At 71.2% G+C, this 26,500-nt stretch carries 21 protein-coding genes, 1 tRNA gene and 2 pseudogenes; 15 read left to right on the top strand and 9 right to left on the bottom strand.

Annotated features, from left to right (window positions below; genetic code table 11):
* The first annotated feature begins 33 nt into the window (after positions 1-33).
* On the top strand, positions 34-1,209 hold the full coding sequence (locus N912_RS0110070) for a carboxylate--amine ligase (RefSeq protein ID WP_028922322.1): 1,176 nt from the start codon (positions 34-36) through the stop codon (positions 1,207-1,209).
* Positions 1,210-1,265: 56 nt separating this feature from the next.
* Positions 1,266-2,546, top strand: a pseudogene (locus N912_RS65675) (lipid II flippase MurJ); the annotation flags it as partial.
* Between the two features lie 218 nt (positions 2,547-2,764).
* Here N912_RS65675 and N912_RS61970 read toward each other — a convergent pair.
* Entirely contained in the window at positions 2,765-3,931 is a 1,167-nt protein-coding gene (locus tag N912_RS61970) for an MFS transporter (protein ID WP_084210783.1), read from the bottom strand.
* Positions 3,932-4,112: 181 nt separating this feature from the next.
* On the opposite strand from N912_RS61970, the gene N912_RS0110050 reads away from it, so the two are divergent.
* Entirely contained in the window at positions 4,113-4,442 is a 330-nt protein-coding gene (locus N912_RS0110050; protein WP_028922318.1) for an ArsR/SmtB family transcription factor, read from the top strand.
* On the opposite strand, the gene N912_RS50870 is transcribed toward N912_RS0110050, so the two are convergent.
* Positions 4,389-6,569 (bottom strand): MMPL family transporter, encoded by a 2,181-nt coding sequence (locus N912_RS50870; protein WP_084210782.1) that lies wholly within the window; start codon positions 6,567-6,569, stop codon positions 4,389-4,391. The two genes, N912_RS0110050 and N912_RS50870, sit on opposite strands and share 54 nt — an antisense overlap.
* 85 nt (positions 6,570-6,654) lie before the next feature.
* Here N912_RS50870 and N912_RS50865 point away from each other — a divergent pair, with 85 nt between their 5' ends.
* Together N912_RS50865 and N912_RS0110035 are read left to right on the top strand one after the other, a co-directional pair.
* Positions 6,655-7,314: a TetR/AcrR family transcriptional regulator gene (locus N912_RS50865; RefSeq protein WP_211261203.1), complete on the top strand. Its 660-nt coding sequence runs from the start codon at positions 6,655-6,657 to the stop codon at positions 7,312-7,314.
* 20 nt (positions 7,315-7,334) lie between these two features.
* Positions 7,335-7,409: transfer RNA gene (locus N912_RS0110035), tRNA-Ile, on the top strand.
* Positions 7,410-8,281: 872 nt separating this feature from the next.
* Here the strand turns inward: N912_RS0110035 and N912_RS0110030 are convergent.
* Positions 8,282-8,680, bottom strand: coding sequence for a RidA family protein (locus N912_RS0110030; protein WP_028922317.1), 399 nt, complete (start codon positions 8,678-8,680; stop codon positions 8,282-8,284).
* 117 nt (positions 8,681-8,797) lie between these two features.
* Here N912_RS0110030 and N912_RS50860 point away from each other — a divergent pair, with 117 nt between their 5' ends.
* Positions 8,798-9,748 carry a LysR family transcriptional regulator gene (locus N912_RS50860; protein ID WP_051580266.1) on the top strand — a complete coding sequence of 317 codons (951 nt, stop codon included), beginning with the start codon at positions 8,798-8,800 and terminating at the stop codon, positions 9,746-9,748.
* A gap of 42 nt (positions 9,749-9,790) precedes the next feature.
* Here the strand turns inward: N912_RS50860 and N912_RS0110020 are convergent, their stop codons facing one another.
* Together N912_RS0110020 and N912_RS0110015 are read right to left on the bottom strand one after the other, a co-directional pair.
* Positions 9,791-11,206: an alpha/beta hydrolase family protein gene (locus tag N912_RS0110020; RefSeq protein ID WP_084210781.1), complete on the bottom strand. Its 1,416-nt coding sequence runs from the start codon at positions 11,204-11,206 to the stop codon at positions 9,791-9,793.
* A 143-nt stretch (positions 11,207-11,349) separates the two neighbouring features.
* Complete coding sequence (locus N912_RS0110015; protein WP_028922315.1) at positions 11,350-11,559, bottom strand: hypothetical protein; 210 nt, start codon at positions 11,557-11,559, stop codon at positions 11,350-11,352.
* A 121-nt stretch (positions 11,560-11,680) separates the two neighbouring features.
* On the opposite strand from N912_RS0110015, the gene N912_RS0110010 reads away from it, so the two are divergent.
* Positions 11,681-12,820: a sensor histidine kinase gene (locus N912_RS0110010; RefSeq protein WP_084210917.1), complete on the top strand. Its 1,140-nt coding sequence runs from the start codon at positions 11,681-11,683 to the stop codon at positions 12,818-12,820.
* Positions 12,817-13,476 (top strand): response regulator, encoded by a 660-nt coding sequence (locus N912_RS0110005; protein WP_028922313.1) that lies wholly within the window; start codon positions 12,817-12,819, stop codon positions 13,474-13,476. The genes N912_RS0110010 and N912_RS0110005 overlap by 4 nt, the downstream gene beginning before the upstream one ends.
* Here N912_RS0110005 and N912_RS50855 read toward each other — a convergent pair.
* Both N912_RS50855 and N912_RS50850 read right to left on the bottom strand, forming a co-directional pair.
* Positions 13,457-14,812: an APC family permease gene (locus tag N912_RS50855; protein ID WP_037064107.1), complete on the bottom strand. Its 1,356-nt coding sequence runs from the start codon at positions 14,810-14,812 to the stop codon at positions 13,457-13,459. The two genes, N912_RS0110005 and N912_RS50855, sit on opposite strands and share 20 nt — an antisense overlap.
* Positions 14,809-15,744, bottom strand: a complete 936-nt coding sequence (locus N912_RS50850; RefSeq protein ID WP_051579995.1) for a carbon-nitrogen hydrolase family protein — start codon at positions 15,742-15,744, stop codon at positions 14,809-14,811. The genes N912_RS50855 and N912_RS50850 overlap by 4 nt, the downstream gene beginning before the upstream one ends.
* Before the next feature lie 128 nt (positions 15,745-15,872).
* Between N912_RS50850 and N912_RS50845 the strand changes: the two genes are divergently transcribed.
* Entirely contained in the window at positions 15,873-16,628 is a 756-nt protein-coding gene (locus tag N912_RS50845) for a TetR/AcrR family transcriptional regulator (RefSeq protein ID WP_064745235.1), read from the top strand.
* Here N912_RS50845 and N912_RS0109985 read toward each other — a convergent pair.
* The gene (locus N912_RS0109985) at positions 16,614-19,091 is read right to left on the bottom strand and encodes a glucodextranase DOMON-like domain-containing protein (RefSeq protein WP_028922312.1); all 2,478 of its coding nucleotides are present in this window, start codon (positions 19,089-19,091) and stop codon (positions 16,614-16,616) included. The genes N912_RS50845 and N912_RS0109985 overlap by 15 nt on opposite strands.
* 175 nt (positions 19,092-19,266) lie before the next feature.
* Positions 19,267-19,692, bottom strand: coding sequence for a MarR family winged helix-turn-helix transcriptional regulator (locus tag N912_RS66450; RefSeq protein ID WP_028922311.1), 426 nt, complete (start codon positions 19,690-19,692; stop codon positions 19,267-19,269).
* 652 nt (positions 19,693-20,344) lie between these two features.
* Here N912_RS66450 and N912_RS50840 point away from each other — a divergent pair.
* The 6 genes and pseudogenes from N912_RS50840 to N912_RS50830 all read left to right on the top strand — a co-directional run.
* Positions 20,345-21,940 (top strand): annotated as a pseudogene (locus tag N912_RS50840) (solute symporter family protein); the annotation flags it as partial.
* A gap of 287 nt (positions 21,941-22,227) precedes the next feature.
* Positions 22,228-22,611, top strand: a complete 384-nt coding sequence (locus N912_RS60125; protein WP_064745233.1) for a DUF485 domain-containing protein — start codon at positions 22,228-22,230, stop codon at positions 22,609-22,611.
* Positions 22,608-22,985 (top strand): phage integrase N-terminal SAM-like domain-containing protein, encoded by a 378-nt coding sequence (locus N912_RS61965; RefSeq protein WP_084210779.1) that lies wholly within the window; start codon positions 22,608-22,610, stop codon positions 22,983-22,985. The genes N912_RS60125 and N912_RS61965 overlap by 4 nt, the downstream gene beginning before the upstream one ends.
* Before the next feature lie 34 nt (positions 22,986-23,019).
* Positions 23,020-25,593, top strand: a complete 2,574-nt coding sequence (locus tag N912_RS0109960) for a sensor histidine kinase (protein WP_028922310.1) — start codon at positions 23,020-23,022, stop codon at positions 25,591-25,593.
* Entirely contained in the window at positions 25,590-25,985 is a 396-nt protein-coding gene (locus N912_RS64490; RefSeq protein WP_028922309.1) for a roadblock/LC7 domain-containing protein, read from the top strand. Before N912_RS0109960 ends, N912_RS64490 begins: the two co-directional genes overlap by 4 nt.
* A gap of 16 nt (positions 25,986-26,001) precedes the next feature.
* Positions 26,002-26,430, top strand: a complete 429-nt coding sequence (locus N912_RS50830) for a DUF742 domain-containing protein (protein ID WP_051579993.1) — start codon at positions 26,002-26,004, stop codon at positions 26,428-26,430.
* The last annotated feature ends 70 nt before the right edge of the window (positions 26,431-26,500 follow it).

The raw sequence follows: 26,500 nt of genomic DNA, 5'->3' as shown, positions 1-26,500 counted from the left end.
AGTCCTCGGTTCTCATGGCAGCGAGGGGGTCGGGTGGAACCCGCGATCGTGATCGGCAGCCGAATGCAGGGCCTGGCGGTAATCCGCGCCCTCGGCTCGATGGGGGTGCCGGTGGTGGTGCTGCGCTACCACCGGGGCGACATGGGGTACCGCTCCCGGTGGGTGCGCGAGGTGGTCGGATGCGCCCATCCCGAGCAGGAGCCGGAGCTGTTCCTGGCCACCCTGGAGCGGCTGGCCGAGCGTTTCCCCGGCGCGCTGCTGGTGCCGCCCTCGGACACCTCGGTGGCCGCCGTCGCCACGCACGCCCAGCGGCTGGCCGGGCTCGGCTACGTGCTCGCCGCGCCCCCGCCGGACGTGGTGGCGAACTGCCTGGACAAGCCGTCCACCTACCGGCTCGCGCGGTCCCACCAGGTGCCGGCGCCTGTCGGGTTCGTGCTGGACACCCCCGAGGAGCTGGACAGGTTCACCGCCGAGGCGAAGTTCCCCGCCGTGCTCAAGCCGACCGTCAGCCACCGCTACAAGGCGGTCTTCGGCCGCAAGTGGACCAGGGTGGACGGCGCGGCGCAGGCGCTCACCCACTACCGGGAGGCCCGCGAGGCCGGCTTCGACGTGCTCATCCAGGAGCTGATCCCCGGTGACGAGCTGTGCGGGGCGAACTACAACGCCTACGCCTGGGACGGCGGCTGCGTCGACCTGACCGCCGCCAAGATCCGTAACTCGCCGGCCGAGACCGGCTCGCCGTCGGTGGTGGTCAGCCGCAAGATCCCCGAGCTGGCCGAGGCCGGGCGGCGGCTGCTCGCCGCGCTCGGCTACCTCGGCTACGCCAACGTCGAGTTCAAGCGCGACCCCCGGGACGGGCTGTACAAGCTCATCGAGGTCAACGCCCGGCACAACCTGTCGGCCCAGCTGGCCATCCGCGCCGGCGTCAACTTCCCCAGGCTGGAGTACCTGCACCGGATGTACGGCGAGACGCCCGCGCAGCGGGACTACGCCGAGGGCGTGCACTGGATCGACATCACCCGCGACCTGCGGGCGGCGCCCAGCTACCTGCGGCGTGCCGACTACTCCGTGCGCAGGTTCGTCCGCCCGTACCTGACCCGCCCGGTGTTCGCGGTGGCCTCCCGCCGCGACCCGCTGCCGGCCGTGATCCGGTCCCGGCACACCGCCGCCCGGGCGTTCGGTCTGCTGCGCGCCAAACTGGCCGCGTGATCGACACCCAGCGGCCGAGCACGGCCCGAGGTTCGCTGACGGTCTCGGCGTGGACCATGGTCAGCCGGGTCACCGGGCTGCTGCGGGTGGTCGTGATCGGCGCGGTGCTGGGGCCGACGTTCTTCGCCAACGCGTTCCTGGCCGCGAACAGCGTCCCCAACCTGACCTACACCGCCATGGCCGGGCCGGTGCTGGCCATGGTGCTGGTGCCGGTGCTGGTCAGGTCGCTGGCCGACCCCCGGGCGTCGGCCGACCTGGTAGCCAAGGTCACCGGCTACCTGGTCACCGTCGCGACGGCGGCCGCCGGGGCGCTCGCGCTGGCCTCGCCGCTGCTCGCGCTGGCGCTCACCGCCGGGATCCCGGACGGCCAGGTCCGCGAGCAGGCCTGGCGGCTGACCATCCTGGTCGTGCTGTTCGTCGCGCCCCAGGTCGTCTGCTACACGCTGGCCGGCATCGGCGTCGCGGTGCAGCAGGCGCACGGTCGGTTCGCGCTGGCCGCCGCCGCGCCCGCTGTCGAGAACCTGGGCCTGATCGCCACCATGGCGGCCGTCGAGCTGTGCTATCGGCCGGGCCCGGAGGTGGCCGACATCCCCGTCGGCATGGTGCTGCTCATGGGCCTTGGCTCCACCGCGTCGGTGGCCGTGCACGCCGGCGCCCAACTGTTCGGCGCGCACCGGGTCGGGCTGCCGATCCGGTTGCGGCGCGGCTGGCGGACGGACCGGGCGGCGCGCGACGTCACCCGGCGGCTGCGCCGGTCGGTGATCGTGGCGGCGTTCCCGTCCGCGTCCATGTTCGGCATGCTGGCCTTCGCGGCCACCGTCCCCGGCGGCACGTTCGTGTTCCAGGCCGGCATCTCGGTGTACTTCGTGGTCGGCGCGCTCGGCGCCAAGGCCGTCACGGTCGCCGCGCTGCCCGGGATGAGCGCCGCGGTCGAACGGAACGACACCTCCCGGTTCGCCGGTGCCTGGCGCCAGGCATTGTCGCTGGCCGTCACCGCGAGCCTGCCGGCCGCCTGCCTGCTGCTGGCCTTCGCCGAGCCGGCGGCGGCGGTGCTGGCCAACGGCAGGCTGCGCAACCCGGAGATCCTGGGCTGGATGGCGGCCTGCGTGGCGGTGTTCGCCGTCGCCACGTTCGCCAACGCGGTCAACGAGATCGGCCGCCAGGCCCTGTTCGCCCGCCTCGACGACACCGGCCCGCGCCTGTTCAGCACCGTCACGCTGGCCATCCGGCTGGCCATCGGCGCGGCCAGCCTGGCGCTCCCGGCCGGCCAGCCCCGACTGGTCGCGCTGTGCTGCGGGGTGCTGGTCGGCGAGGCGGTCGCGGCGGTGCTCGGGCTGCGGCGGGTGCGCGCGGCCATCCGCCCGGAGCGGCTGCTCGACCGCCGGCGGCTGCGCCAGGTCGGGCTGGCCACCGCCGCGATGCTGCCCGCCCTGGTGCTCGGGCGGTGGGTTCTGCACGAGCTGGTCGCCGGCAGGGTGGCTCAGGTGCTGGCGGCGATCGGCCTCGGGCTGCTCGCCTCGGCATGCTTCGGGCTGGCGCTCGCGGCGCTCACCGGCTACAGCGTGCGGGACGGCTTGGCCAGCCGGGCGCCGACGATCCGGCGCAGCAGCACGACCAGCAGCAGCACCACCACGGCGAGCCCGGCACCGACCACCGGCAGCAGCGTCGGCCCGGACAGGCCGAGCACCACCCCGCCGACCACGCCGGACACCCCGGAGCCGAAGTAGATGGCCGAGGCGTTCAGCGAGAGCAGCAGGCCGCCGGCCGGCGAGAGCTCGAGCAGGATGTTCTGCAGCGGCGGGTTGAACGCCCACGCCGTGGCGCCCCAGACGAAGAACGCCAGCCCGGCCCCGACCGCCGTGGTCGCGGTCAGCGGCAACGTCGCCATCACGACCACGACGCCGACGGTGGCCACCAGCAGCGTCCGGGTGGACCCGAAGCGGTCGGTGAAGCGGCCGGCGAGCGCGTTGCCGAGCATCCCGCCCACGCCGTACGCCAACAGCACCAGGCTCAGGACCACCCCGCTCACCCCGGCCGTCGCGCCCAGCAGCGGGACGGCGTAGATGAACACGGTCATGGTGCCGAGCACGCCGAGCACCGTGATCGTCAGCACCGTCAGGACCCGCCGGTCGGCCGCGACCGCGAACCGCTCGCGCAGCCTCACCTGGGGCGGCGGGTCGACCTTCGGCAGCAGCCGCCACGCCGCCACCGCGACCGCCACGCAGATCAGCGCGATCAGCCCGAACACACCCCGGAAGCCGAGGCTGCCACCCAGCAGCGTGCCCGCCGGCACGCCCAGGACCAGGGCGAACGTCAACCCGCCGAAGACCCGGGCCACCGCCCGCCCCCGCTCGGCCGGCGGCAGCAGCCCGGTGGCGAACAGGGTGGCGGCCGGGGTGTACACGGCCGCGCCGAACGCGCCGATGATCCGCGCCGCCACCAGCAGCGGGTAGTTCGGAGCCACCGCGGCCAGCGCGTTGCCGAACCCGGAGACCAGCAGCGCGACGAACAACAGCGTGCGCCGTTCCCACCGGCCGGTGAGCGTGGCCAGGATCGGGGCGCCCACCGCGTAGCTGAGCGCGAACGCGGTGGCGAGCTGCCCGGCGGCCGCGATGGACACGCCGAGGTCGGCGCTGACCAGCGGCAGCACGCCGGATACCACGTACGCGCTGGTGCCGACAGCGAAGGCGCCGCCGGCGAGGAGGTAGGTACGCGCGGACATCGAGAGCCCGGACGTGCGGTGGCCGTCCGTGGCTACCGTCCCGGGGCGACGTGTGCGTGTCAGCAAGTCGACTCGCCCTCTTGCTATCTTGGAGATGGTTGGGTGACTATCAAACTACTCACTAGTTTGAAGTTCGTCCAACCATGTGAGCACCGGAACAAGCGAGAGCGCAGGTGACGTGATGGGTGCACCGTGGCACCCGGCGACCGAGGACATCGAGCTGGCGCAGGTCATGCACGCGCTGTCCGACCCGGCACGCCTGGAGATCGTGGCCCGGCTCGCCGCCGGCGGCCCGGAGAACTGCACGAAGACGTGCGACGGCATCGACCTGCACAAGTCCACGGTGTCGCACCACTACCGGGTGCTCCGCGAGGCCGGCGTGACCGCCACGACCGTCGAGGGCCGCACGCGCGTGGTCAGGCTGCGCCGCGACGCCATGGACGACCGCTTCCCCGGCCTACTCGACGCCGTGATCAACGCGCTGCAGCGCCGCCCGGTCCCCACCGGCTGACCGGCGCGGCCACCGCGGGCTCCCGGGCGTCCACCAGTTCGCCCGGCCGGCCAGCCGCATCGCCGCCGGCGCCAGGAACCCCCTGATCAGCGTGGCGTCCACGATCACCGTGACCGCCGTGCCCACCCCGAGCTGCTGCAGGAACACCACCTCGCCCGTGGCGTAGGCCAGGAACGATATGGCCAGGATGGCGGCCGCCGCGGTGACCAGCGGGGCGCTGCGCGCGATGCCGGCCGGCACCGAGCCCACCGGGTCGCCGGTGCGGTCGTACTCCTCCTTGATCCGGGACAGCAGCAGCACCTCGTAGTCCATGGACAGCCCGTACGCGATGCAGAACATCAGGATCGGGATGCTCGGCTCGATCGATCCGGTGGGGGTGAAGCCGAGCACGCCGGCCAGGTTGCCCCACTGGAAGACGAACACCAGCGTGCCGAACATGACCGACAGGCTCAGCAGGTTGAGCACCGCCGCCTTGACCGGCGCGACCAGGCTGCCGGTCATGCCGAACAGCACAGCGAACGTGACGAGCACGATCAGCAGCGCGACCAGCGGCAGCCGTTGGGCGACTCCGTCGCGGTAGTCGGTCAGCTCGGCCGGATAGCCGCCGACCAGCACCGGGTACGGCGCCGGCACCGCCCGCACCTGGCCGACCACGCCTGTCGGGTCCGCCTCCAGCCGCCGCGAGTCGACCACCACCGACAGCCAGGTGCCGGTGGCGTTCGCGTAGTTGACGCCGGTCGGGCCTGCGGTGGGCGCTCCCGCCGCGTACGACCCGGCCGCCGAGTCGACCCTGACCACGCCGTCCAACCGGGACAGCGCCGCCGCGTAGTCGCCGGTCGCGGCCGGGTCCGCCGCCCGGCCCGCCGCGACCACCATGACAGCGTCCGCCTCCTCGGCCACGAAACCGGCCCTGACCTGGTCGTAGAGCTGGCGCACCGACGCCGAGCCCGGCAGCACCCTGTCGTCCGGCAGGCCGAAGCGCACTCCGAGGAACGGCGCGCCCAACGCCAACACGACGACCAGCGCGGCGCCGCCGAGCGCCACCGGCCGGCGCACCACCGCCCCGGCGATCCGGCCCCACACTCCCTGCGCCTCTTGCGCGAGCCCGTGCCGCCGACGCGCCACCCGGTGCCCGAGCAGCGCCAGCGCGGCCGGCAGCACGACGGTGGCTGCGCACACGGCGGCGAGCACCACCGCGATGCCGGCGTAGCCGAACGAGCTGAGGAACGGGAACGGGAAGACGAACAGCACGGCCAGCGACGCGGCCACCGTAAGGCCGCTGAACAGCACCGTCCGCCCGGCCGTCCGGACCGTCCTGACCACCGCGACCGGCACCTCGGCGCCGCCGCGCAGCTCCTCGCGGAACCGGAAGATCATGAACAGCCCGTAGTCCACGCCCAGGCCGATGCCCATCACCAGCGAGATGTTCGCCGCGAAGGTGGAGATCTCCACGAGCTCGACGACGGCCCGCAGCAGCGCCAGCGAGCCCAGCACGGCGAACACCCCGACCCCGAGGGTGAGCGCGGCGGCCACGAACCGCCGGTAGACCAGCCAGAGCAGCAGCAACGCCAGCGGCAGCACCACCAGCTCGGCGCGCACGAAGTCCCGCCGGGCCTGGACCATGACGTTGCGGAACACCTCGTCCCCGCCGCCGACCTCGACCCTGACCACCGGGCCGTTCTGCGCGAACCTCGGCACCAGCCCCGGCAGCACGTCGCGGCGCACCCGGTCGGCGTCGCCGGGCACCCAGGCCAGCACCATCGCCCGGCGCCCGTCCACGCTGCGCAACGTGGCCGGCCCGCCACGGCTCCAGTACGACCACGCGCCACCGACCCCCGGGTATGCCGCCAGCCGCTCGGTCAGCGCCCGCCCGGCCACCGCGACCTCGGGGTCGTCCACGCCGCCGCCCTCGGTCGCGGTGACCAGCAGCGCCACGTTCGGGCTGGCCGTGCCGAACCCGTCGGCCAGCGCCTCGCGGGCGCGCATCGACTCCGACCCCGGCGCCTCGAACCTGTTCAGCGAGAGCAGGTCGACGACCGACCCGCCGGCCACGCCGGCGACCACCATGACCAGGACGCCGATCCCCACCACCCAGCGCGCACGCCGCACCACCAGCCTGCCGAGCATGGCTCTCCTTGGTAGTTTTTACGAGCAAGCATTCGTATTCGCCCGCCGTCCGCCAAGATACGAGCAAACGCTCGCGTTCGCCACCATGTTCGTTGCCGTGTTCGCGATCAAGGAGCCCGACATGCCCGCCGACCAGGCACGACCGCGACGTCGACAGGCCCGTGGGGAACGGCGGATCGGCGAGATCCTGGACGCCGCCGGCCGGGTCTTCGCGCGCGCCGGCTACGAGAAGGCCACCACCAACGCGATCGCCGCCGAGGCCGGCATCTCCCCCGGCTCGCTCTACCAGTTCTTCGCCAGCAAGGAGACGATCGCGCACGCCCTCGCCGACCGCTTCGTCACCCACATGCGCGCCGCCCACCACGAGGCGTTCGAGACCACCGACTTCGCCGCCGTAACCCTCGACGAGGCCATCGACCGCATCGTCGACCCGATCGTCGCCTTCAACGTCGCCAACCCCGGCTTCAAGGCCCTCTTCGCCCGCCCCGACATGCCCCCGGGCCTGGTCGACGCCACCGAACCCATCCAGTCCGCCCTACTAGGCCGCCTGCGCGCCATGCTGGCCGCCCGCAACCTCCCCGCCGCCGCCCAGGACCGCGCCGCCCACACCATGATCCGCGTCTTCCAGGCCATGCTCGCGCCGATCATCTCCGCCGACGACGCCGAGCGCCCGACCGCCGTCACCGAACTCAAGACCGTCCTACGCGCCTACCTCGCCGCCACACTCGCCCAGCCGACCGCTTAGGCTAACCACCACATCCACCCGGGGCAGTAGCTCAGCCGGTCAGAGCAGCGGACTCATAATCCGTCAGGTCGTGGGTTCGAGTCCCACCTGCCCCACACAGCGTGACCAGCGCAGATGGTACTGATCGCTACTTTGCAAACGATCTCTGGGCATGCTCGTGGACCTGAGCTACCCCTTCAACTCATGCCCACGGCAGCCGCTCGGCCAGCCGACAAGCGCCCTCAACGCGACATCGAAAACCTGTGGCAAGTCGCTCCGCCCCGCGTCCACGCCAGCCCAGCCCTCGCAAACCGGAAAGCCTGTTCTACCTCCGAGAGACCCGTCCCCGGCCCCGACGAGGCGACACGTTGTAAGGCCCGCAACCGCCTCGTCGCCGAGGCCGAGAAGGCACGCGGTCCGTCCTCCGCCGTGTCGTTAGGCCACGTGCTCGACGAATGGCTCAAACTCGCCGAACTCGAAGACAGCACCCGCAGACATAGTTTCCCTGCTACCAGATGGATCGAGCACGTCACTCTCAGAACTTGAATTGGATCTGGTTAACGACTCCGGTCTGCCTGTTTTCGGAGGAGCAGATGCGCTCCGCTCATGCTCGTGCGGAAGCGGTAGGCGTTTCGAAAGGTGCCACGGCCGGCCGATCGATCTTGTGAGGTTCTCAGACAAATTGCAATCGCGGTCACATACTGATCGCCCGTAAGGCGAGCTCGTTCATCGAGCTCAACATACTGAAGGCATCGCGATTGTCCAGACTCGCTACTTCTGCTGGGCCCAGCCTAGTTGGTATCTACCAGAGCGACACAGTTGCAAAGAGCGTGGACCGGGCCGAGCGGTGATGATCTTGGGGTTGGCCGTCGCCCTCGGCGCGTTCCTATTACTGCGCGTAGGTGCGATCGGTCTGGCGTGTCTGCCATTCGGCCGCACGCTGCGGCGAATCCCGCGACCGCCGCACATACGCTAGTTCGGCGGGAGATCAATCAGGCAGGAGCGCCGTGCATTTGATCTCGGCGAACAGGCCCGGCATGGCCAGGGCGGCCACGCCGAGCGCGGTCCAGGTCGGTAGCCGGTCGAGATTTGTGAAGTACCGATCCTTCACTTTGATGAAGAGCTGCAGGTCTCGCATGTCCGTGTGGTACGTGATCATGTCCACGACATCGTCGAACGTAGCCCCAGCCGCACTCAGCACCTTCTCGACGTTCTCGAACGCCCGAGTGAACTGTGCCTCCTTGTCTTTGACCACGTTCAGATGCTCGTCGCGCCCCAGTTGACCGGCCATGAACAGGAAAGGCCCAGCCTTCACGGCGGGCGAATACCGAAACCGCTCAGGAACGTCCTTCATGTCCTCGGGAACGACAGTCTCTCGTCTGGGCACGGCTCTGGTCTTCCTCTCCTGTGCGGCTTCGTCGCCACGCTAAGCCCGTCACGATCGATGCGACCAGCGATGATCTCGCAGGGGTACCATGCGTATCTCGCATGGCAGGGAGGCGTGGTGGACACCGGCTGGTTGGAAGTCTTCCGCGAGGTTGCCGAGCGCGGATCGTTCACCGCCGCGGCCGAGGCGATGGGCTACACCCAGTCGGCGATCTCGCGACAGGTCTCGGCGCTGGAAGGCGCGACCGGTGCCACGTTGTTCGACCGGCTGCCGCGCGGAGTGCGCCTCACGGCCGAAGGTCAGTGCCTGCTCTCCCATGCCGAGGCGATACTCGACCGGCTCGGTGCCGCCCGAGACGACCTTGCCGCGCTCCGCGACCTCGCCGGCGGGCACCTGCGGGTGGGCGCGTTCGGCACCGCGGACGCCATGCTCGTTCCCCACGCGATGGCGGCGTTCCACGCGGCCTACCCCAAGGTCACCGTCACGCTCTCGGAGGGCTTCACACCTGACCACGTGGCCGGCCTGCACGCGGGTGCGGTGGACGTCGCGGTCCTGAGCACCGCACCGAGCCGGCCGTTCGACACCGATCGGCTGGAGCTCAGGCACCTGATCGACGATCACATGTTCGTCGCGCTGCCGACCACCCATCCACTCGCCCACCGGCGCGTACTCCGGCTCGCCGAGCTGGCCGAGGAGCGCTGGGTCGCGGGCAGCGGCCGCATCGAGGACACCTTGATCACCGCGAGCCTGCGCGTCGGGTTCCGCCCCCGCGTCACGCTGGTGGCCGCCGAGTGGATAGCCAGGCAGGGGCTGGTCGCGGCGGGCCTGGGCATCACCCTCATCCCGTCGCTCGCCGTCGCCGCCACCCGCCCCGACGTCGTGCTCGCCGCGCTGCATCCCGATGACGCACCGGTCCGCGCGGTCTACGCCGCCACCCCGCGCGGGCTCGCCACACCACCCGCTGTCGTCGCTTTCCTCGACCTGCTGGACAACGCCGTCGCCGAGCTGCGCGTCCAGATCAACGAACGGGTCGGCAACGCCGATCGTGATTCCGCCGTTGAGCTTTGACCAGCGTCGGTCATTGTTTCGTGTTGTGCGACGTCGGCCGGGTCATGGTGTCAGCAGGCCCCAGTGCAGCGCCCACGGCAGAAGGATCGCGACTCCGGCCGACAGCGCACCGAGTTGGACGTGGGTGGTTGCGGCTGTTTCACGCCGGCATCGCCACCACGCCACTCCGGTGACCACGGCGGCGGCGACCGCGCTGACCGCCAGGAGTTGCAGGGCCAACCAGGGCAGCGGGCGCCCGGCCAGGAGTGGTCCGGGATCCTCGGCCCCGGAGAGGACCAGCGTCGCCGCGTAGGCCGCGAACCCCAGCACGGTGGCCAGTCCGGCGACCGACAGCCACCGGGCCGGGCGCACCACGGCACCCCGCCCACGGCCGGTCACCAGGTAGCCGGCGAAGACCACGACCAAGACCGCCACCACCGCGAGCTGCACCCACAGGGACTCGTACCACGCCGGCGGGACTTGCGCGGTGCTCAGGCGGTCCTGGTGGGGCGCCGGGTCCGCATGTGGCGACGGCAGCCCGGAGGCCAGGCCGTTGATCCAGGATGCCACCGGATCGAGGTAGCCGGGGGCGAAGTCGGCGGACTTGGACTTGTTGAAGCCGTCCGAGGTGCGGTGCAAGGCGTGCTCGGCGCCGGGCAGGAAGCGGACCGTGTGGTGCGGGTTGCCGCCCCGGTCCAGCGCGGCCTGGATGATGTGCGCGCTCTCCTGAGGCGGAGCGTCCTGGTCGAGCGCACCCCACAGGGCGAGGACCGGCTGTCGTACCCGCTCCCACGTCGGCACCGGGTCATAGTCTCTGGGGGTGTCGCCGGGCGCGGCGAGGCTCCCGGCGACGACCCGGGGCAGCTTGACCGCGAGGGTGTCGACGAACGACCCGGCGATCCCGTTGTGCCGCAACTGGTTCTCGTCGGCCCACGCCTGCTGGCGGGCCGGGCTGAGGCCGGATGCCCCGACCGTCACCAAGAACGCGACGTCGGACGAGTGCGCGGCGGCGAGGGGGACGACCCAGCCGCCCTCGCTCAACCCCCACAGCCCGACCCGCGTCGGCTCGACCCCGGCGTGGCCGCGCAGAAAACGCACCGCCCCCAAGGCGTCCTCGGCCAGCAGCGGGTACGAACGGTGCGCCGCGGAGTAGCCGACCGTGCGCTTGTCGTAGATCAGCGTCGCCACGCCGTGACGGGCGAACGCCTCCGCTTCCTTCCGATGGGACTGCCGCACACCCACTCCGGACCCGGCGACCATCGCCAGCGCCGGCAGCGGCCCGGCGGCGCCCTTGGGGGTCACCACCGTTCCGTGCAGCACGAGGCCGTTCCCGCCGGCGAAGGAGACCTCCTCCTCGTCCACCCCGACCCCCACCGGGGCCGGGGCGGCGCCGGCCGGGATCGGCGGCACGACGAGAAAGAGAACCGAGAACAGCAACCCCACCGTCGCGGCCGAGCACAGCCGTCGCGGCAATTCCATTGAATAACTCCAGAAACCAGGTCGGAAACAACGCTCCAAACCCTGCCCGCCGCCGCCCGCCCCGGATATCCGGACCTACCCTGAGAAAACCCCCATCATTTCCCCGTCCCGAATATTGTGGTGCTGTTGGAGCGAGGAACGTGTTACGCACCCCCGGTCTTGCCGGACCGGCCACGGGTCAGTTTCAGGAGGTAGCGGGCGGCGAGGTAGAGGACGGCGAGGACGACGGCCGCGGCGAAGATCCAGGTGAGGTAGACCAGCACGCCGGGCTGGTTGGGTTCGTCCGGTGTCGGCGAGGCCGGGTCGGCGAGCGGAGCGAGGCTGTCGAGGACGTGCCAATAGATGTGAGTCACGGGCGGTGAGCTTGCAGGGCGCGGTGCGGTGGTCACATCGACCGTCGGACGGGTTCGGGCCACCACGGATCGTTCTTTCGGCCAGTACGGAGCGCGGCGGGGAGTGCATAACGTGAGCGGGGTGAACGCATCGGATCCGTCGGCGAGGCGGTTCGGCACCCTGGTCAACGCCGGGCTCGGGCTCGCGTTCGCCGTGGTCCTGGCCGGTACGGCGTTCCAGGTCGCGAACCAGGGCCGGCACTGGGTGCTCGGAGTCTGCGCCGGGATCGTGGTCTGTGGGGCCGCCCTGCTGCGCGAGCGCCACCGGGTGTGGGCGGCGGCCGTCGGCCTGGTCGCCGGCGGGGTCGCCGGTCTGGTCGCCCGGTTCGCCGACCTGCCCCGTGAGCCGGGCCTCGCGGCCACCCTGGCGCTGCTGGTGCTCGCCGGCTCCTCGGTCCGGGCGGCACCCGCGCCGCTCGCCGCGCTCGTCGCCGCCGGGGTCGTCGTGCTGCCGGCGGGATGGCTCACCCCGGCCAGCTCCGGGACGTCCTACGCCCAGCTCGAGGCCGGGATCGTGGCCTGGTGCGTCGCCCTCGGGGTGGGGCTGTGGCTGCGGTTCATCGACCAACGCCACCGGGAAGCCACCGAGACGGTGCGCCGCGAAGAGCGCCTCACGCTGGCCAGGGAGCTGCACGACGTCGTCGCGCACAGCATCACCGGCGTCATCCTGCAGGCCCAGGCCGGCCGGATCCTCGCCCGCAAGCGCCCCGAGGCACTCGGCGACACCCTGACGGACATCGAGACCGCCGGCACCGACGCGCTGGCCGCCATGCGCCGCGTGGTCGGCGTGCTCCGCACGGAGGAGCATCACACCCCCGTGGCCCCCGGAGCCGAGCAGCTCACCGAACTGGTGCGCCGCTTCGACGGGCACGGACCCGCCGTGCGCCTCAACCTGCCCGCCGAGCACCCGACCCTGCCCCCGGAAGTGGCCACCACCGTCTACCGGATCGTCCAGGAGTCCCTCACCAACATCGCCCGCCACGCCCCGCACGCCCAAGCGGCCACCGTCGAGGTCACCCACGACCCGCACACCCTCACCGTCGAGGTCACCGACGACGCCCCACCAGGACCACGAGCACACCACCACCGCGGCGGGTTCGGCCTGGTCGGAATGCGCGAACGCGTCGAAGCCCTCGGCGGCACGCTCCACGCCGGCCCCCAACCCGACGCGGGCTGGTCGGTGCGCGCCACCCTGCCCGTCCCGCCGGGACACCCTCGGTGAGCATCACCGTCCTCATCGCCGACGACCAGGCGCTGGTCCGAGGCGGCCTGCGGCTGATCCTCGAGGACCAACCCGACATCACCGTGATCGCCGAGACCGCCGACGGCCCCGACACCGTTGCCCAGGCCCGACGGCTACGCCCCGACGTCTGCCTGGTCGACATCCGGATGCCGAACCTCGACGGCGTCGAGGTCACCCGCGCACTGGCCGGCCCAGGCGTCGCCGACCCGCTCAAGGTGGTCATCGTGACCACCTTCGACCTCGACGACTACGTCTACGGCGCGCTGCGCGCCGGGGCCGTCGGCTTCATCCTCAAGGACGCCGGCCCCACCCTGCTCATCGAGGCCGTCCGCGCCGCGAGCACCGGCCACGCCCTGCTCTCACCGTCGATCACCCCGCGGCTGCTCCAGCACCTCGCACCGGCCACCACCCGACCCCCGGCCCAACCCGCACGGCCGCTGTCCGAGCGCGAAAAACAAGTGATCATGGCCATCGCCGCCGGCCACACCAACCACGAGATCGCCGCCAGCCTCTACATCTCACTCAGCACCGTCAAAAGCCACCTGACCAACATCCAAACCAAGCTCGGCGTCCGCAACCGCGTCGGAATCGCCGCCTGGGCCTGGGAAAGCGGCCTCATGAACCGGACGTCCTGACGCCGTCCGCCTCCGGCGCGTCCATGCCCAGCTCGGGGGTCGGCCGCCGGAACCCCCGGGTGAGCCAGACCAGGTAGACGGCCCCGGCAATCATCCAGGACACCCCCATGGTGATCGCGGCGGCACTGAGCTGGGTGATCATGTAGACGGTCACGCACGCGGCCAGCACGGGCACCACGACGTACCCGAGCACGCCGACCCCCGCGCCGCGCCGGTTGCGGACGAAGTAAGCAATGGTGCAGATGTTCACCGCGGTGAACGCGGTGAACGCGCCGAAGTTGATGAACGACGTGGCGGTCTCGAGCGAGAGCCCCAGCCCGATCAGGCACATCGCTCCGGTCAGCAGGATGCAGACGACCGGCGTCTTCGTCCTCGCGTTGAGCAGCCCGAACACCCGCCCGGGCAGCACACCGTCGCGGCCCATGATGTAGAGCAGCCGGCTCGAGCTGAGCTGCACGGCCAGGCACGACCCGAACCCGGCGACGATGCTGGCGAGGTTCTGCCAGTCGGCGAAGGCCTGGCCGCCGATCTGGACCGACATCGCGTACGCGGCGATCTGCTCGTCGGCGAACTGGCCGCCGGGGTGCACGAGCTGCATGACGTAGGACACCGCGACGAACAGCGTGCCGCCGATGGCGACCACCAGGACGACGGCTCGCGGGATCGTGCGCGCCGCGTCGCGGGTCTCCTCCGACAGGGTCGTGACCGCGTCGAACCCGAGGTAGGAGTACGCGGCGATCGCCGCCGCCGCGGAGATCCCGGTGACGGTGCTGTGCTCGTTCCAGACCGGCGCGCTGTACGAGGCCGGGTGGTGATGGCCGAGGTAGACCAGGCAGTACGCCGCGAACACCACCACGAGGGTCACCGCCGCGATGGTCAGCAGCCGGTTCACCCGGTCGGCCAGCACGACGCCGGCGATGTTGATCGAGCTGGTCAGCGCGGCGTTGAGCAGGATCCAGGCCCAGACCGGGACCTGAGGGAACGACGCGTTGAGGTAGAGCGCCTGGGTCAGCCAGGCGACCATCGGCAGGAACAGGTAGTCCAGCAGCACGCCCCAGCCGACAAGGAAGCCGACGGGCGAGCCGAGCAGCCGGCGCGCATAGGTGTAGGCCGACCCCGACACCGGGTAGTGCCTGGCCATCTTCGCGTAGCTGAGCGCGGTGAGCAGGATGGCGCCGGTGGACAGGGCGAACGCGGTGGTGGCGGCGCCCGAGCTGGCGGCGGAGATGATCCCGAAGATGACCACCACCAGGCTCGGCGCCATGTACGCCAGGCCGAACATCACCACGGAGGTGAGCGAGAGGGTGGTGGCCAGCCTGACCGGCGCGCCGCTCACCGCCGGGCCTCCGGCGCCGAGGGGCGCTCGTGGACGACCGGGCCGGCCGGGCGCAGGTCGGCCGGGGTGTCGGGTGAGATCGCGGGACGCCAGGTGGCCGGGTCGATCCGGCCGTTGTAGAGCGGCAGCTCCAGCGGGGTGTCGCCGCGCTGGAACTGGTCCCAGGGCCACGAGTCGCCGCTGGTGCCGAACTTGCGGGCCGCCGCGACGCGGTCGAAGTCGACCACGCTGAGCAGGGTGGCGTCCTCCGGGCCGGTCGCCTCGACGCGGACGGCACCCTCCGGGTCGATCAGCAGGCTCCTGCCCACCGCGGTCGGGCCGGCGCCGTTCACGCTGGCCACCCACACCTGGTTGGCGATCGCGTTCGCCTGGTTCAGCGGCAGCTCCTGCGCGCGCCCGGCCGTCGGGGTCTGCACGAGGTTGACCACCAGCTCGGCCCCCATCCAGGCCAGGTGCCGCGTCACCTCCGGGTACCAGGAGTCGTAGCAGATGGACAGCCCGACCCGGCCCCTGCCCGGGATGTCGAACACGACGAACCGACGCCCGGGGCGCATCGGCTCGTACGGGCGCCAGACGAAGATCTTGCGATAGCCGGCGACAAGGTCGCCGGCCGGGTTGTAGACGACCGCGGTGTTGTGGACGTGGCCGTCGTCGGCGCGTTCGAGCACGGTGCCCGGGATCAGCCAGATGCCGAGCTCGCGGGCCAGCTCGCCGAGCGCCTTCCCGCGCGGGCCGTCCAGCGGTTCGGCGTACGCGTCGTAGAGCTCCTCGGTCGACATCGTGTCCATCCCGAGCGAGCACAGGTGCAGCTCGGGATAGACGACCAGCTCGGCGGCGTTCGGCGACCTCATCCGCGATCGCAGCCCTTCGGCGAACCGCTCCGGGGTCTCGGCGGCGGCCTGGACGAGGGCGAGGCGGAGATGCCGACTCATGTGAGACACCTGCTTCCTTGAGGGTGACGGGAAGCACGAAACCACTTTCACATCGATGTGGTCAACACCGTTGGCAACGCCGTTGTCATCTATGTTGGTCAAATTGAGGGCGGCGACCGAGGAGATCCATGCCGAAACAGATGGCCAGCCGCCGGGAACGCCGAGGCCTACGGCTGGAGGCGGCGGTGAACGCCGCGTTCGAGCTGGCCGAGCGGGAGGGCGTCTCCGGGCTCACCATGCGCCGGCTCGGCCAGGAGCTCAACGTCGACGCGACGGCGCTCTACCGCCTGTTCCGGGACAAGGACGAGCTGCTGCTCGCGCTGTGCGAGCGCACCATCCAGCTCGCGCTCGACGAGATCGGCGAGGTGCCCGAGGACGAGCCGTGGCGGGACACGCTGCACCGGATCGCCGAGAGCACCTGGCGGATCCAGACCCGCCTCCCGGCGATCACCGCCCTGACCTTCGCGCGCACCACCGGCGGACCCAGCGAGCGGCGGATGGTGGAGCTCATGCTCGCCTGCTTCGCCCGCTCGGGCCTGGCCCCCGCCGAGGCGGTGCTGTTCTACCGGACCTTCGTGGACACCGCCCTCGGGCTGTGTGCGCACTCCGCCGCGCTCGGCTCGCTGGACCCCGAGGTCAGGGCCAAGGACGACACGGCGTGGACCCGGATCTACGCCCGGCTTCCCGACGAGGACTACCCCGTCGCCCGGGGCCACGCCGGCGAGCTGAGCAGCGTCGACGAGAAGGCGATCTACGACACCGCCGTCGAGGCGATCCTCGACGCGGCGCAGCGTGCAGCGAGGCGGCGCCGGACACAGGAGGATCCGGCGCCGCCTCTTCAAGGAGTCACCGATGGAGCGGTCGGTGACTCAGCTCCCCGATGACGGACTGGGGTTGTCCGTGTTGGGTGGGAAGCGCAGCGGTGGCAGGTCGGTCAGCGGGGGCTGGGGCAGGTTGCCCACCTCCGCCGGCAGCGGCGTGCCCTTCGGCAGCTCGACGCCCTTGAGCGGGTCGGGCGGGTTGTACGGGGTGATCTCGCCGGAGCCGCCCGTGCCCTCGATCTTGTCCGACCGGTCACAGCCGAGCAGGTGCACCGTCAGGTCGCGGTTCGTCTTCGTGTTCAGCTTCGCGTCGCAGCCGACACCGGCCCGCTTGGGGTCGACGGTGATCTCGTTGATGTCGCTGGCGGTGATGTCCAGCTCGTTCAGCGTCGGCGCCGGCACCGGGTCCTTGAGGTGCCGGTACTCGCGCAGGTACGGGTTGACCGGGATCACGGTGCCGGTGCTGAGGCCGGGGCCGGGGCCGTGCTTGGGCGGCACCGGGGCGTCCTTGACGCCGAGGCCGTGGGTGACCACGTCGATGAGGCCGACCTTCTTGGCGTCCGACGCCGCGATCTTGGACAGCCAGTACGCGTGGTCGGCGACCAGGTCGGAGCGCGGGTCGTCCATGTACGGGTTGCGCACGAAGGTCACGTGGTGCGGGTTCTTCGGCCTCGGCTCGTCGCCCATCCACTTGGTCACCAGCGGCCACATGCCGTTCTTGCACTGCACCAGGTGCTCGGCGGCGACCCCGATCCAGCTGATGAACTCGTAGTCGTAGTCGCCCTTGGCGTACGCACGCGCGCGTTCCTGGGTGATGGACAGCGGGATGAAGTCGTCGTTGAGGCCGCCCCACTCCATGACCGGCTGGTTGCGCCGGCTCGGCAGCATCGGGGTGATCTTCGAGCCGGGCTCGTGCTTGGTGAGGGTGTCCACCGGGAGCACGTCGGTCAGCCCGTTGATGCCGGGGAAGGACGGCGCGACGTCCAGGCCGTCGCAGATGAACGCGCGGTTGAACACGTCCGGGAAGCTCAGCGACATCTTGTTGGCCATGTACGCGCCGCTGGAGAACCCGCCCATCGCGGTGCGGTCCCTGTCCAGGTCGAAGTGGCGCCGGGCGTCCGCGAGCGCCTCGAAGATGGCAGCGCCGCCCTCGCCGTAGCCCCACTGGTCGTTGCCGCGCGCGTCCACGTCGATGACCATCGTCGGGTTGCCCGGCCGCTCGGCGAACGCGTGGAACAGGTCCTTCTCGCCCGCGACGTCGTCGCCGGCGCCCAGCGCGTAGCCGTTGGTCCAGACCAGCGAGGCGTAGCCGCTCTTGGGCGGTGGTGCGTCCGGCACGAACACCTTGTAGCGCTGCATCCGCCCCGGCAGGTCGGGCACGCAGTCGTCCCGGCACGGCCAGCCGAACTGCAGGCTGGGCCGGCCCTTCGAGCCCTTCCCGAGGCCGGTCAGGATGCCGCCCTGCTGGGTGCCGGCGCCGGCCCCAGGGCCGCCGGGGTCGCTGGGCAGCCGCCTGCCCTGCTCCTTCTCGAACTGGCTGGCGTAGACGCGGGTGATGTACCCCTTGGTCGGGATCCCGCTGTTGTCCTTGACGTTGTTGGCCAGCTTGTCGAAGTCGACGTCGGCGTGGAACGGGCTCAGGTCGCCCTTGGCGATCGCCCGGCGCTGGTCGTTGTCCAGGTAGGGCGCCTCGAACGGCTCGTCGAACCGGAACGCGCTGTCGAAGAACGCCGACGGGTGGGCGTCGCCGAGCACCGCCCCGCCGGGATGCGTCCTGTCCGCCGTGGCCTGGGGCACCAGGTACCCGCCGCCGGAGCGGTCCCAGAGCCCGGCGGCCGCCGCGATGCGCTCCTTGCCGTGCGGGTCGAACACCGAGTGCGGCACCCGGATCTCCACCTGGCGCCGCTCCTTGTCGACCGTCACCGTGGGCTTCTCGTCGAGCCGGCGGCCGGACGCGGCGTCGGTGATGTCGCCCTCCGAGCCGTGCACGGTGACGAACGTCTTCGCCGGCATCACGGTGTTGGCGCCGTGGGGCACCTCCATCGGCCGGTCGGAGTTGCCCAGGGCGAGGGTGAGCGCGTACAGGTCGGGGTTGGTCATCGTGTTGAACGTGACCCGGAACGCCGTCTCCGAGGGCTGCGGCCTGACCCGCACCTCGAGGATGTCCGCCACGTTGCGCCGGTACTCGGGGTCCTCCGGATAGGTGTAGGTGCGCAGCAGCGCGTCGACCGGCCAGCGGTACTGGTTGCCGCCGCCCTGGTCGTCGTAGATGCAGCCCTGGTGCACGTACTCACCGTCGCGGTACGCGCTGGAATGACACACCCCGGTCGGCGCGGCCCGCCAGATCCCGGTGTTCTCCAGCATCGGCGCCTTCGCCGGGCCGTCGTAGAGCAACGCGGGCCCGGGCCGGCGCTCGCCGGTCCCCGACGCGCCCTGGTCCGCGAAGACCGGGTGCGCGACGAACACCAGGCCCACGCCGACCACGGCGGTGAGCGCCAGTACCCCGAGCTTGCTTCGCCGAAGCAATGCAAGCCCACCTCCTCAATGTCCCTCGTGGTCCGGCAACCATCAGCCCCGGGAATGTCGCCGGGGTCCGCGCCGGACCGGCCTGCCCCGCCCAACGCCGCTCCGGAAAAGAAGTTACTAAAGATTGACGACCGACTTCAAAGTGGCACTTGTGGGCGAGCGGACCCGTCGCGTCCTACAGTTCCGCCACGCTGAGCCGCATCGTCATGACCTGCAGGGCGTCGCGGAGCTCGGCGATCTCGGTCGGCGTCAGCCCGGCCGCCCGCGCTATCACGGCGGGCACCTCGTCGGCCGCGACCCGCAGCCGCATCCCCTTCTGCGTCGCGAACACCTCCACGGCGCGCACGTCGTCCAGCCGGCGGCGCCGGCTGATCAGCCCGGCGTGCTCGAGGCGCGCGAGCAGCGGCGACACGGTTCCCGAGCTGAGGTGCAGCCGGTCTCCGAGCTCGCCGACGGTGACCACCCGCCGCTCCCAGAGCACCAGCATCACCAGGTACTGGGTGTGGGTCAGCCCGAGGGAGGCCAGCAGCGGGCGATAGGAGCCGTTCATGGCGCGTGACGCCGTGTACAGCGCGATGTAGAGCTCGGCGACCAGCGGCATGCGTTCCGGCTCGGACCCGCTCGGAGCGGACGAGTCGCAATCGCTGACCGCGTTATCACTTACCACGTTCGACGCACCTTTCTAGCCATTGGCCGGACGGACCGGACTCGGCGCGGATACCCGACTCCGCGCCTTACCGTGTCGTCGATCCACCAAACCGTCGTCCGACAGGCGGAGATGGAGTTCGGAACAAGATCCATCTCGCCGAGAAACCCGACGCCGCACGTCGCATGCCATGACCTCTCCCGGGGAGCGAGTGTGAGCGTGGCTGGTTTTTCTACCGGACCACGTACAGGGGACGTTACGCCACGTACGAGTGACAACACGCGTCGCACCCGACCGCTACCGTGAGATTCGACCGCTATATCGGCCGAACGTAAGAGTGAACGCCACCCACAAGGGTGAAGTCATGTGGATATGTTGTGCACAGCGTTACCGGTAACCACCAGGCGAAACGGCATTGATAAGCGTTCGGATTAGTTTCTCGGCGCGAATCGACCGCCGTCACTCAACCGCAAAGCGGGTCGTTGAGCCGGCCGGTCACGCAATGAAGATGAGCGCCAAACAGCTCGTCGGAGATCAAGCTTGGTGGCACGGCCTCGCGGGCGGCCGGCCGCTTCGTGGCCGCACAAGATCAGCAGGGGGACCTGACATGAATCCAGCGACACCGCTGGCGGCCGGAGTCGGCTCACCGACGGTGAACATCAGCATCTTCTTGGTTTTCGCGTTGGTCACTCTGGTGGTGGTCCGGCAAGCGAGCAAGAGCAATCGTTCGGCCGCGGACTACTACTCCGCCGGCCGCGCGTTCACCGGCGCGCAGAACGGAATCGCCCTGGCCGGTGACTTTCTCTCGGCGGCGGCCATCCTGGGCATCTCGGGCGCGATCGCCTTCTACGGCTACGACGGATTTCTGTACTGTATCGGCGCGCTGGTGGGCTGGCTGGCCGCGCTGCTGGTCGCCGAGGCAATCCGCAACGTCGGCCGTTTCACCATGGGCGACGTACTGATCCTGCGTCTGCGCGAGCGCCCGATCCGGGTGGCGGCGGCGCTGTCCACGATCACCGTCGTGCTGTCCTACCTCTTCGCCCAGATCGGCGGGGCTGGCGTGCTGGTCGCGTTGTTGCTGGGTATCACCAGCGAGTACGGCCAGGCGCTGGCGATCATCGGTGTCGGCGCCCTCATGACCGTTTATGTGCTGCTCGGCGGAATGCGCGGCACCACCTGGGTGCAGATCATCAAGGCCGGGCTGCTGATGGTCACCACGCTGGTGCTGATGACCTGGGTGCTGGGCCGGGAGGGCTTCAACCTCAGCTCGCTCCTGGGCGCCGCCACCGAGCGGAACCCGCACGGCGAGGCGATCCTCATCCCCGGGCTGCAGTACGGCGCGAGCCCGACCTCCACGCTGGACTTCTTCTCCCAGGCGCTGGCGTTCCTGATGGGCACCGCCGCGCTGCCGCACGTGCTGATGCGGTACTACACGGTTCCGGACGCGCGGCAGGCGCGCCGCTCGATCTCCTGGGCGATCTGGCTCATCGGCGGGTTCTTCACCGCGGCGATGGTGGTCGGGTACGCGGCCGGGGGCATGGTCGACCCGGCCGCGATGGCCAACGCACCGGGCAAGTCGAACGCGGCGACGCCGCTGCTGGCCTACCAGCTGGGCGGCGAGATCCTGCTGGGCATCGTCTCCGCGGTGGCGTTCGCGACGATTCTCGCGGTGGTCGCCGGGCTGACGATCGCCGCGTCCGCGTCGTTCGCCCACGACATTTACGCGAGCATCATCAAGCACGGCAATGCCGAGCCGCGCAAGGAAATCATGGTCGCCCGCCTCGGCGCGGTGGGGATCGGCGCGGTAGGAATCGCCGGGGGCATCCTCGCCAAGGACCAGAACATTCTCTTCATGGTCTCGCTGACCTTCGCGGTGGCCGCTTCGGCGAACCTGCCGACGATCCTCTACTCGCTGTTCTGGAAGGGGTTCTCCACGGCGGGCGCGCTGGCCAGCATCTACGCCGGACTCATCTCCTCGGTGACGCTGATCGCGCTCTCTCCGGCGGTCTCCGGCGAGAAGACGTCGATGCTCAAGGACCACGACTTCCAGTACTTCCCGTTGAGCAACCCGGGCGTCGTGTCCATTCCGCTGTCGTTCGTGCTCGGTTATGTCGTCTCCATTCTGATCCCCGACCGGGCCAGCCGGGAACGGCACGCCGAGATGCAGGTCCGGGCGCTCACCGGCGCCGGTAACGAAGCCGCCCCGGCCATCACCGACGATGACGACGACACGGACGAGTACGGCTACGACGCCCCCGACCGGCCGGCGCCGCCGGTGCCGACGGGTCCGGAACGGACCGGCGCCTCGGCCGTGGTCGCCGCCCGCCGGAGCCTCCCGCCGCGCGCATCCCGAGACGCCCCCGTCGCGGTGCCCGCCCGGCTGTCCACCGAATCGGTGTTCACCGTCGCCGAGGTGGAGGCCATTGCCCGCCGCGTGGCGCGTGAGTCCTCCCGGGCCGACGTCGACTAAAACGCGAGGGAAGCCCAACCATGGCCACCGAAAAACGACCCGTCCCAGACGCGATCGCCTATCAGCAGGTATACAAGAGCGCCGCGTTTCTGCAACTGAAACGCAGGCGACGCCGGTTCGTCCTCCCGTTCGGGATGTTGTTCATCACCTGGTACGCCGCGTACGTCGGGCTCGCCTACTACACGCCGGGGTTCATGGCGTTCAGGCTGCTCGGAAACATCACGGTCGCGCTGGTGGCCGGCATCCTGCAGATTCTCAGCACCCTCGCCCTGGCCACCTTCTACGTGCGGTACGCCAACCAGGTAATCGACCCGGAGGCCGCCAACGTGCGCCGCATGGTCGAACAGGTCCAACGCGGAGACGATGACGAACCCGAGTTCTTCCACTCAGTGGGCAGCCGATGACGGACGACGCCGGCCTCGCGCCGGCACTCCGGGACTGGCGGAGCCATTTGCATGCACGGCGGCTGAGCCCGACCACGATCAGCGGGCGGGTTTCCGCCGTGCGCCGATTTCAACGATTCGCTGGAGACTCCCCATGGAACTGGCATTCGGGCGACATCGAGCGCTACGTATGCCACCTGCGCGAGACCGGTCGCACCCCGTCGACCATCCGCGCCTACGTCGCCGCGGTGCGCGAGTTCCGCTCGTACGTCGTCGCCCCCCGGCCCGCCGGGACGGTCCGGGCGAGACGGTTCGCATACGCCGACTACCTGCTGGCCATCGGCTACACCGAGGGGGAGCTGCAAGGGCTGGTGTCCGCGCGACCGGAGGAATGACCGGGCGCGGACGCGGACGGGGGGCAACCGGCCTATGAGCGCGCCGGAGGACCCGCCGCCGGGCAGGGCGTGGCTGCTGCCGGGGAACTGGAGCCTTCCGGTCAAGCTGGCGGCGGTGCTGACAGTGCCGATCGTGCTGGCGATGACGTTGGGCGCGCTGCGGGTCAGCGACCGGATCGACGACGCGACGGCGCTGGACGGCCAGGCCCGGTATCTCACTGTACGTGACTCTGTAACGACGCTCGTCGCTGAACTGCAACGCGAGCGGTACCACGCGGCCGTCTACGTCGCGGGCAAACGGGACGACGATTCTCCACCGCCACAGGGCGCGTTCGCGGCCACCGACAAGCGGTCCGCCGAGGCGGCGAGCGCGGTCGGGGACGCGACCGCCCTGGGCGACGGGCCGAGGGCCGCCTACGCCCAGGTCATCGACGAGCTGACCCAGCTGGCCGCGCTGCGCGAGCAGGTGGCCGACGCGCCGGCGGCCGAAGCGTCCTCGGTGATCGCGCGGTACTCCGGACTGATCGGCGCGCTGCTCAGGTTCGAGGCGGCCCTGGACCGCCGCCTGAGTGGTGGCGGTGGAGAAGAATACGTCCCCGCCGCCGCCGGCCTGCCGCTCGACCTGACCACCCTGGCCGCCGCGGCCGAGCAGGTCGCGGTGCAGCAGGTGGTGATCGCGGCGGCCACCATCCGGGGCGAGCTGACGCCGCCGGACGCCGACACCGTGCGCGCCGCCGACACCCGGCTGGCCACCGCCGCCGGCCAGCTCTGGGTCGGGATGGCCGACGGGCGGCGCAAGCTGCTGCACTGGGCGGAGAGCGACGCCACCGCGCCGCGCCAGCAGCTCAAGCAGGCCGCGCTGGGACGGGCGGGCGCGCGCGGCGTCGACAAGGCCGTCGATCGAGGCCAGTGGGACGCGGCGAACGGCGCCGTGCTGGCCGACCTGCGCGGCACCGAGGCCGGCGTGCGGGCGGAGCTCGGCTCGATCGCCGTCGCCTGGCAGGAGCGGGCGCGGGGCGCCGCCGGGCTGGACTCGGTGCTGCTGCTGCTCGGCCTGCTGGCCACCGCCGGCGTCGTGTACGGGGTCGGCCGCTCGATGCTCACCCCGCTGCGGGTGCTGCGCCGCACCGCCATGGAGGTGGCCAACCGCCGGCTGCCGAACGCGGTGCGCGCCATGCGGGAGGGCCGCACGCCCGCCGTCACCGTCAAGCCCGTCCCGGTGACCAGCACCGAGGAGATCGGGCAGGTGGCGCGGGCGTTCGACGCGGTGCACGGGCAGGCCGTGCGGCTGGCCGCCGAGCAGGCCACCCTGCAGACCAGCGTCAGCGGCATGTTCGTCAACCTCTCGCGGCGCAGCCAGGGCCTGGTCGAACGCCAGCTGCGGCTGATCGAACGGCTGGAGCGCAACGAGCAGGACGCCGAACAGCTCGACAACCTGTTCAAGCTCGACCACCTCGCCACCCGGATGCGGCGCAACAGCGAGAACCTGCTGATCCTGGCCGGCAGCGAGGTCACCAACCGGCCGAACCAGACGGTCCCGGTCGTCGACGTGCTGCGCGCCGCGGTGTCCGAGATCGAGCAGTACAAGCGGGTGGTCGTGCGGACCTCGCCGGACGCGCTGATCCTGGGCCGCGCCGCGAAGGACCTGATGCACCTGGTCGCCGAGCTGCTGGACAACGCCACCAACTTCTCCCCGCCGGACACCCAGGTGGTGCTCGACAGCAACCGCACCAGCGACGGCTCGGTGCTGGTCGAGATCGCCGACGAGGGCGTCGGCATGACCGCGAACGAGCTGAGCGCCGCCAACCGCCGCCTGTCCGGGACCGCCGAGCTGGACGTGTCCACCTCGCGGCGGATGGGCCTGTTCGTGGTCGGCCGGCTCGCCGCGCGGCATCGGATCAAGGTGCGGCTGGCCGCCAGCGAGCGGTCCCTCGGCGCGCGGGCCGGCATCACGGCGTTCGTCCACGTCCTCCCCGACCTGGTCACCGCCCCGACGGCCACCGACCGGGGAGGGGGCGAGGCACCCGCCGCGCGCCGCGGCCCGGCATGGTCGGAGCCCGCGCAGCGCCCGAGCACCCCCTCGAAGCCGCCGCCCGCCCCGGCGAGCCCGGTGACTCCGGTGACTCCGGTGACTGCCGCGGTGAACGGGGCCGACCCGCTCACCGACGAGCGTCCGCCGCCCTTCCCGTCCGAGCCAGCCCCGCGCCCGCCGGACCCCGAAGAGACGCCGATCTACACGCGGATGGAGTCCGCCTGGTTCCGGTCCGGCGGCGGCCGCGAGCTGTTCACGGAGCGGTCGGAGGCCGCAGCCACCACGTCGGCCACCGCGTCGGCCACCGCGTCGGACCCGCTGCGCCCGATGCCGGAGGCGGCGGAAACCCAGCTCACCGCGTCCGGCCTGCCCAAGCGGACGCCCCGGGCGCAGCTCATCCCGCGCGGCGGCGGCGACAACGGAGCCGTCCAGCCCCCGGAGGTCCCGGCCCGCCGCCCGGAGCGCACCCGGGGCCTGCTCGCCAGCTACCAGGAGGGGTTGCGCCAGGGCCGGGCCGGTACCTGGCGCGCCACGCCCCTGAACGTCCCGTCCCGTCCCGGAGGAGAGCAAGGTTGAACGATCAGAGCGAGTTCGGCTGGCTGCTCGCCAACTTCGCCGACCAGGTGCCCGGTGTCGCGCACGCCATCGTGGTCTCCACGGACGGCCTGCTGCTGACCGCCACGCCACGGCTGCCCCGAGACCACGCCGACCAGCTCGCGGCGGTCACGTCCGGCCTGGTCAGCCTGACCGAGGGCGCCGCGCGGTGCTTCGAGGCGGGCGGGGTCATCCAGACCATCGTGGAGATGGAGCACGGCCTGCTGCTGCTCATGTCGATCAGCGACGGCTCCTGCCTGACCGTGCTGGCCTCGCCGAACGCCGACCTCGGCCTGGTGGCGTACGAGATGACCATGCTCGTGGACCGGGCCGGCCAGGTGCTCACCGCCGCGCCGCTGCACCCGGTCCGGTAGGTCCCGCCCCGAACAGATGACCCGGACGAACCGGCAACACGAGCCGCACCATCCGACCTTCGTGGACGCGTTGGACGGCTACCGGCTGGAGGACACCTGGTCCGACAAGCCGTCCGGCCGCCACCACCTGGCCGAGGCTGCGTCGGCCCCGGAGTGGCCGGCTCGGCTGGAGGTCGAGACGCTGGTCTCCACCAGCGCGCACGGCCTCGACCACGTCGCCTGGCTGGGGCTCGAACAGCGGTCGGTCGTCGAACTGTGCCGGCGGCCCCGATCGGTGGCCGAGGTGGCATCCGTGCTGCGGCTGCCGTGGGGCAGCACCAGGGGCCTGCTCGTCGAGATGGCCGAGCAGGGCCTCGTCACGGTGCACCGCTCGATCGCCGCGTCCGGCGGCATTCCCGATCTCGCATGGATGGAAAGGGTGCTCAGTGGACTCCGCGAAATATGACAGCGCCAGATATGACAGCGCGAGATATGACCGGCAGCCAGGCGCGGTCGCCGCGACGACGTCCGCCAAG

The organism is Actinospineispora acaciae DSM 45401 (assembly GCF_000620785.1).
In the GTDB taxonomy this organism is placed as follows: Bacteria; Actinomycetota; Actinomycetes; order Mycobacteriales; family Pseudonocardiaceae; genus Pseudonocardia; species Pseudonocardia acaciae.
This window is presented reverse-complemented; position numbering and strand designations above follow the sequence as displayed.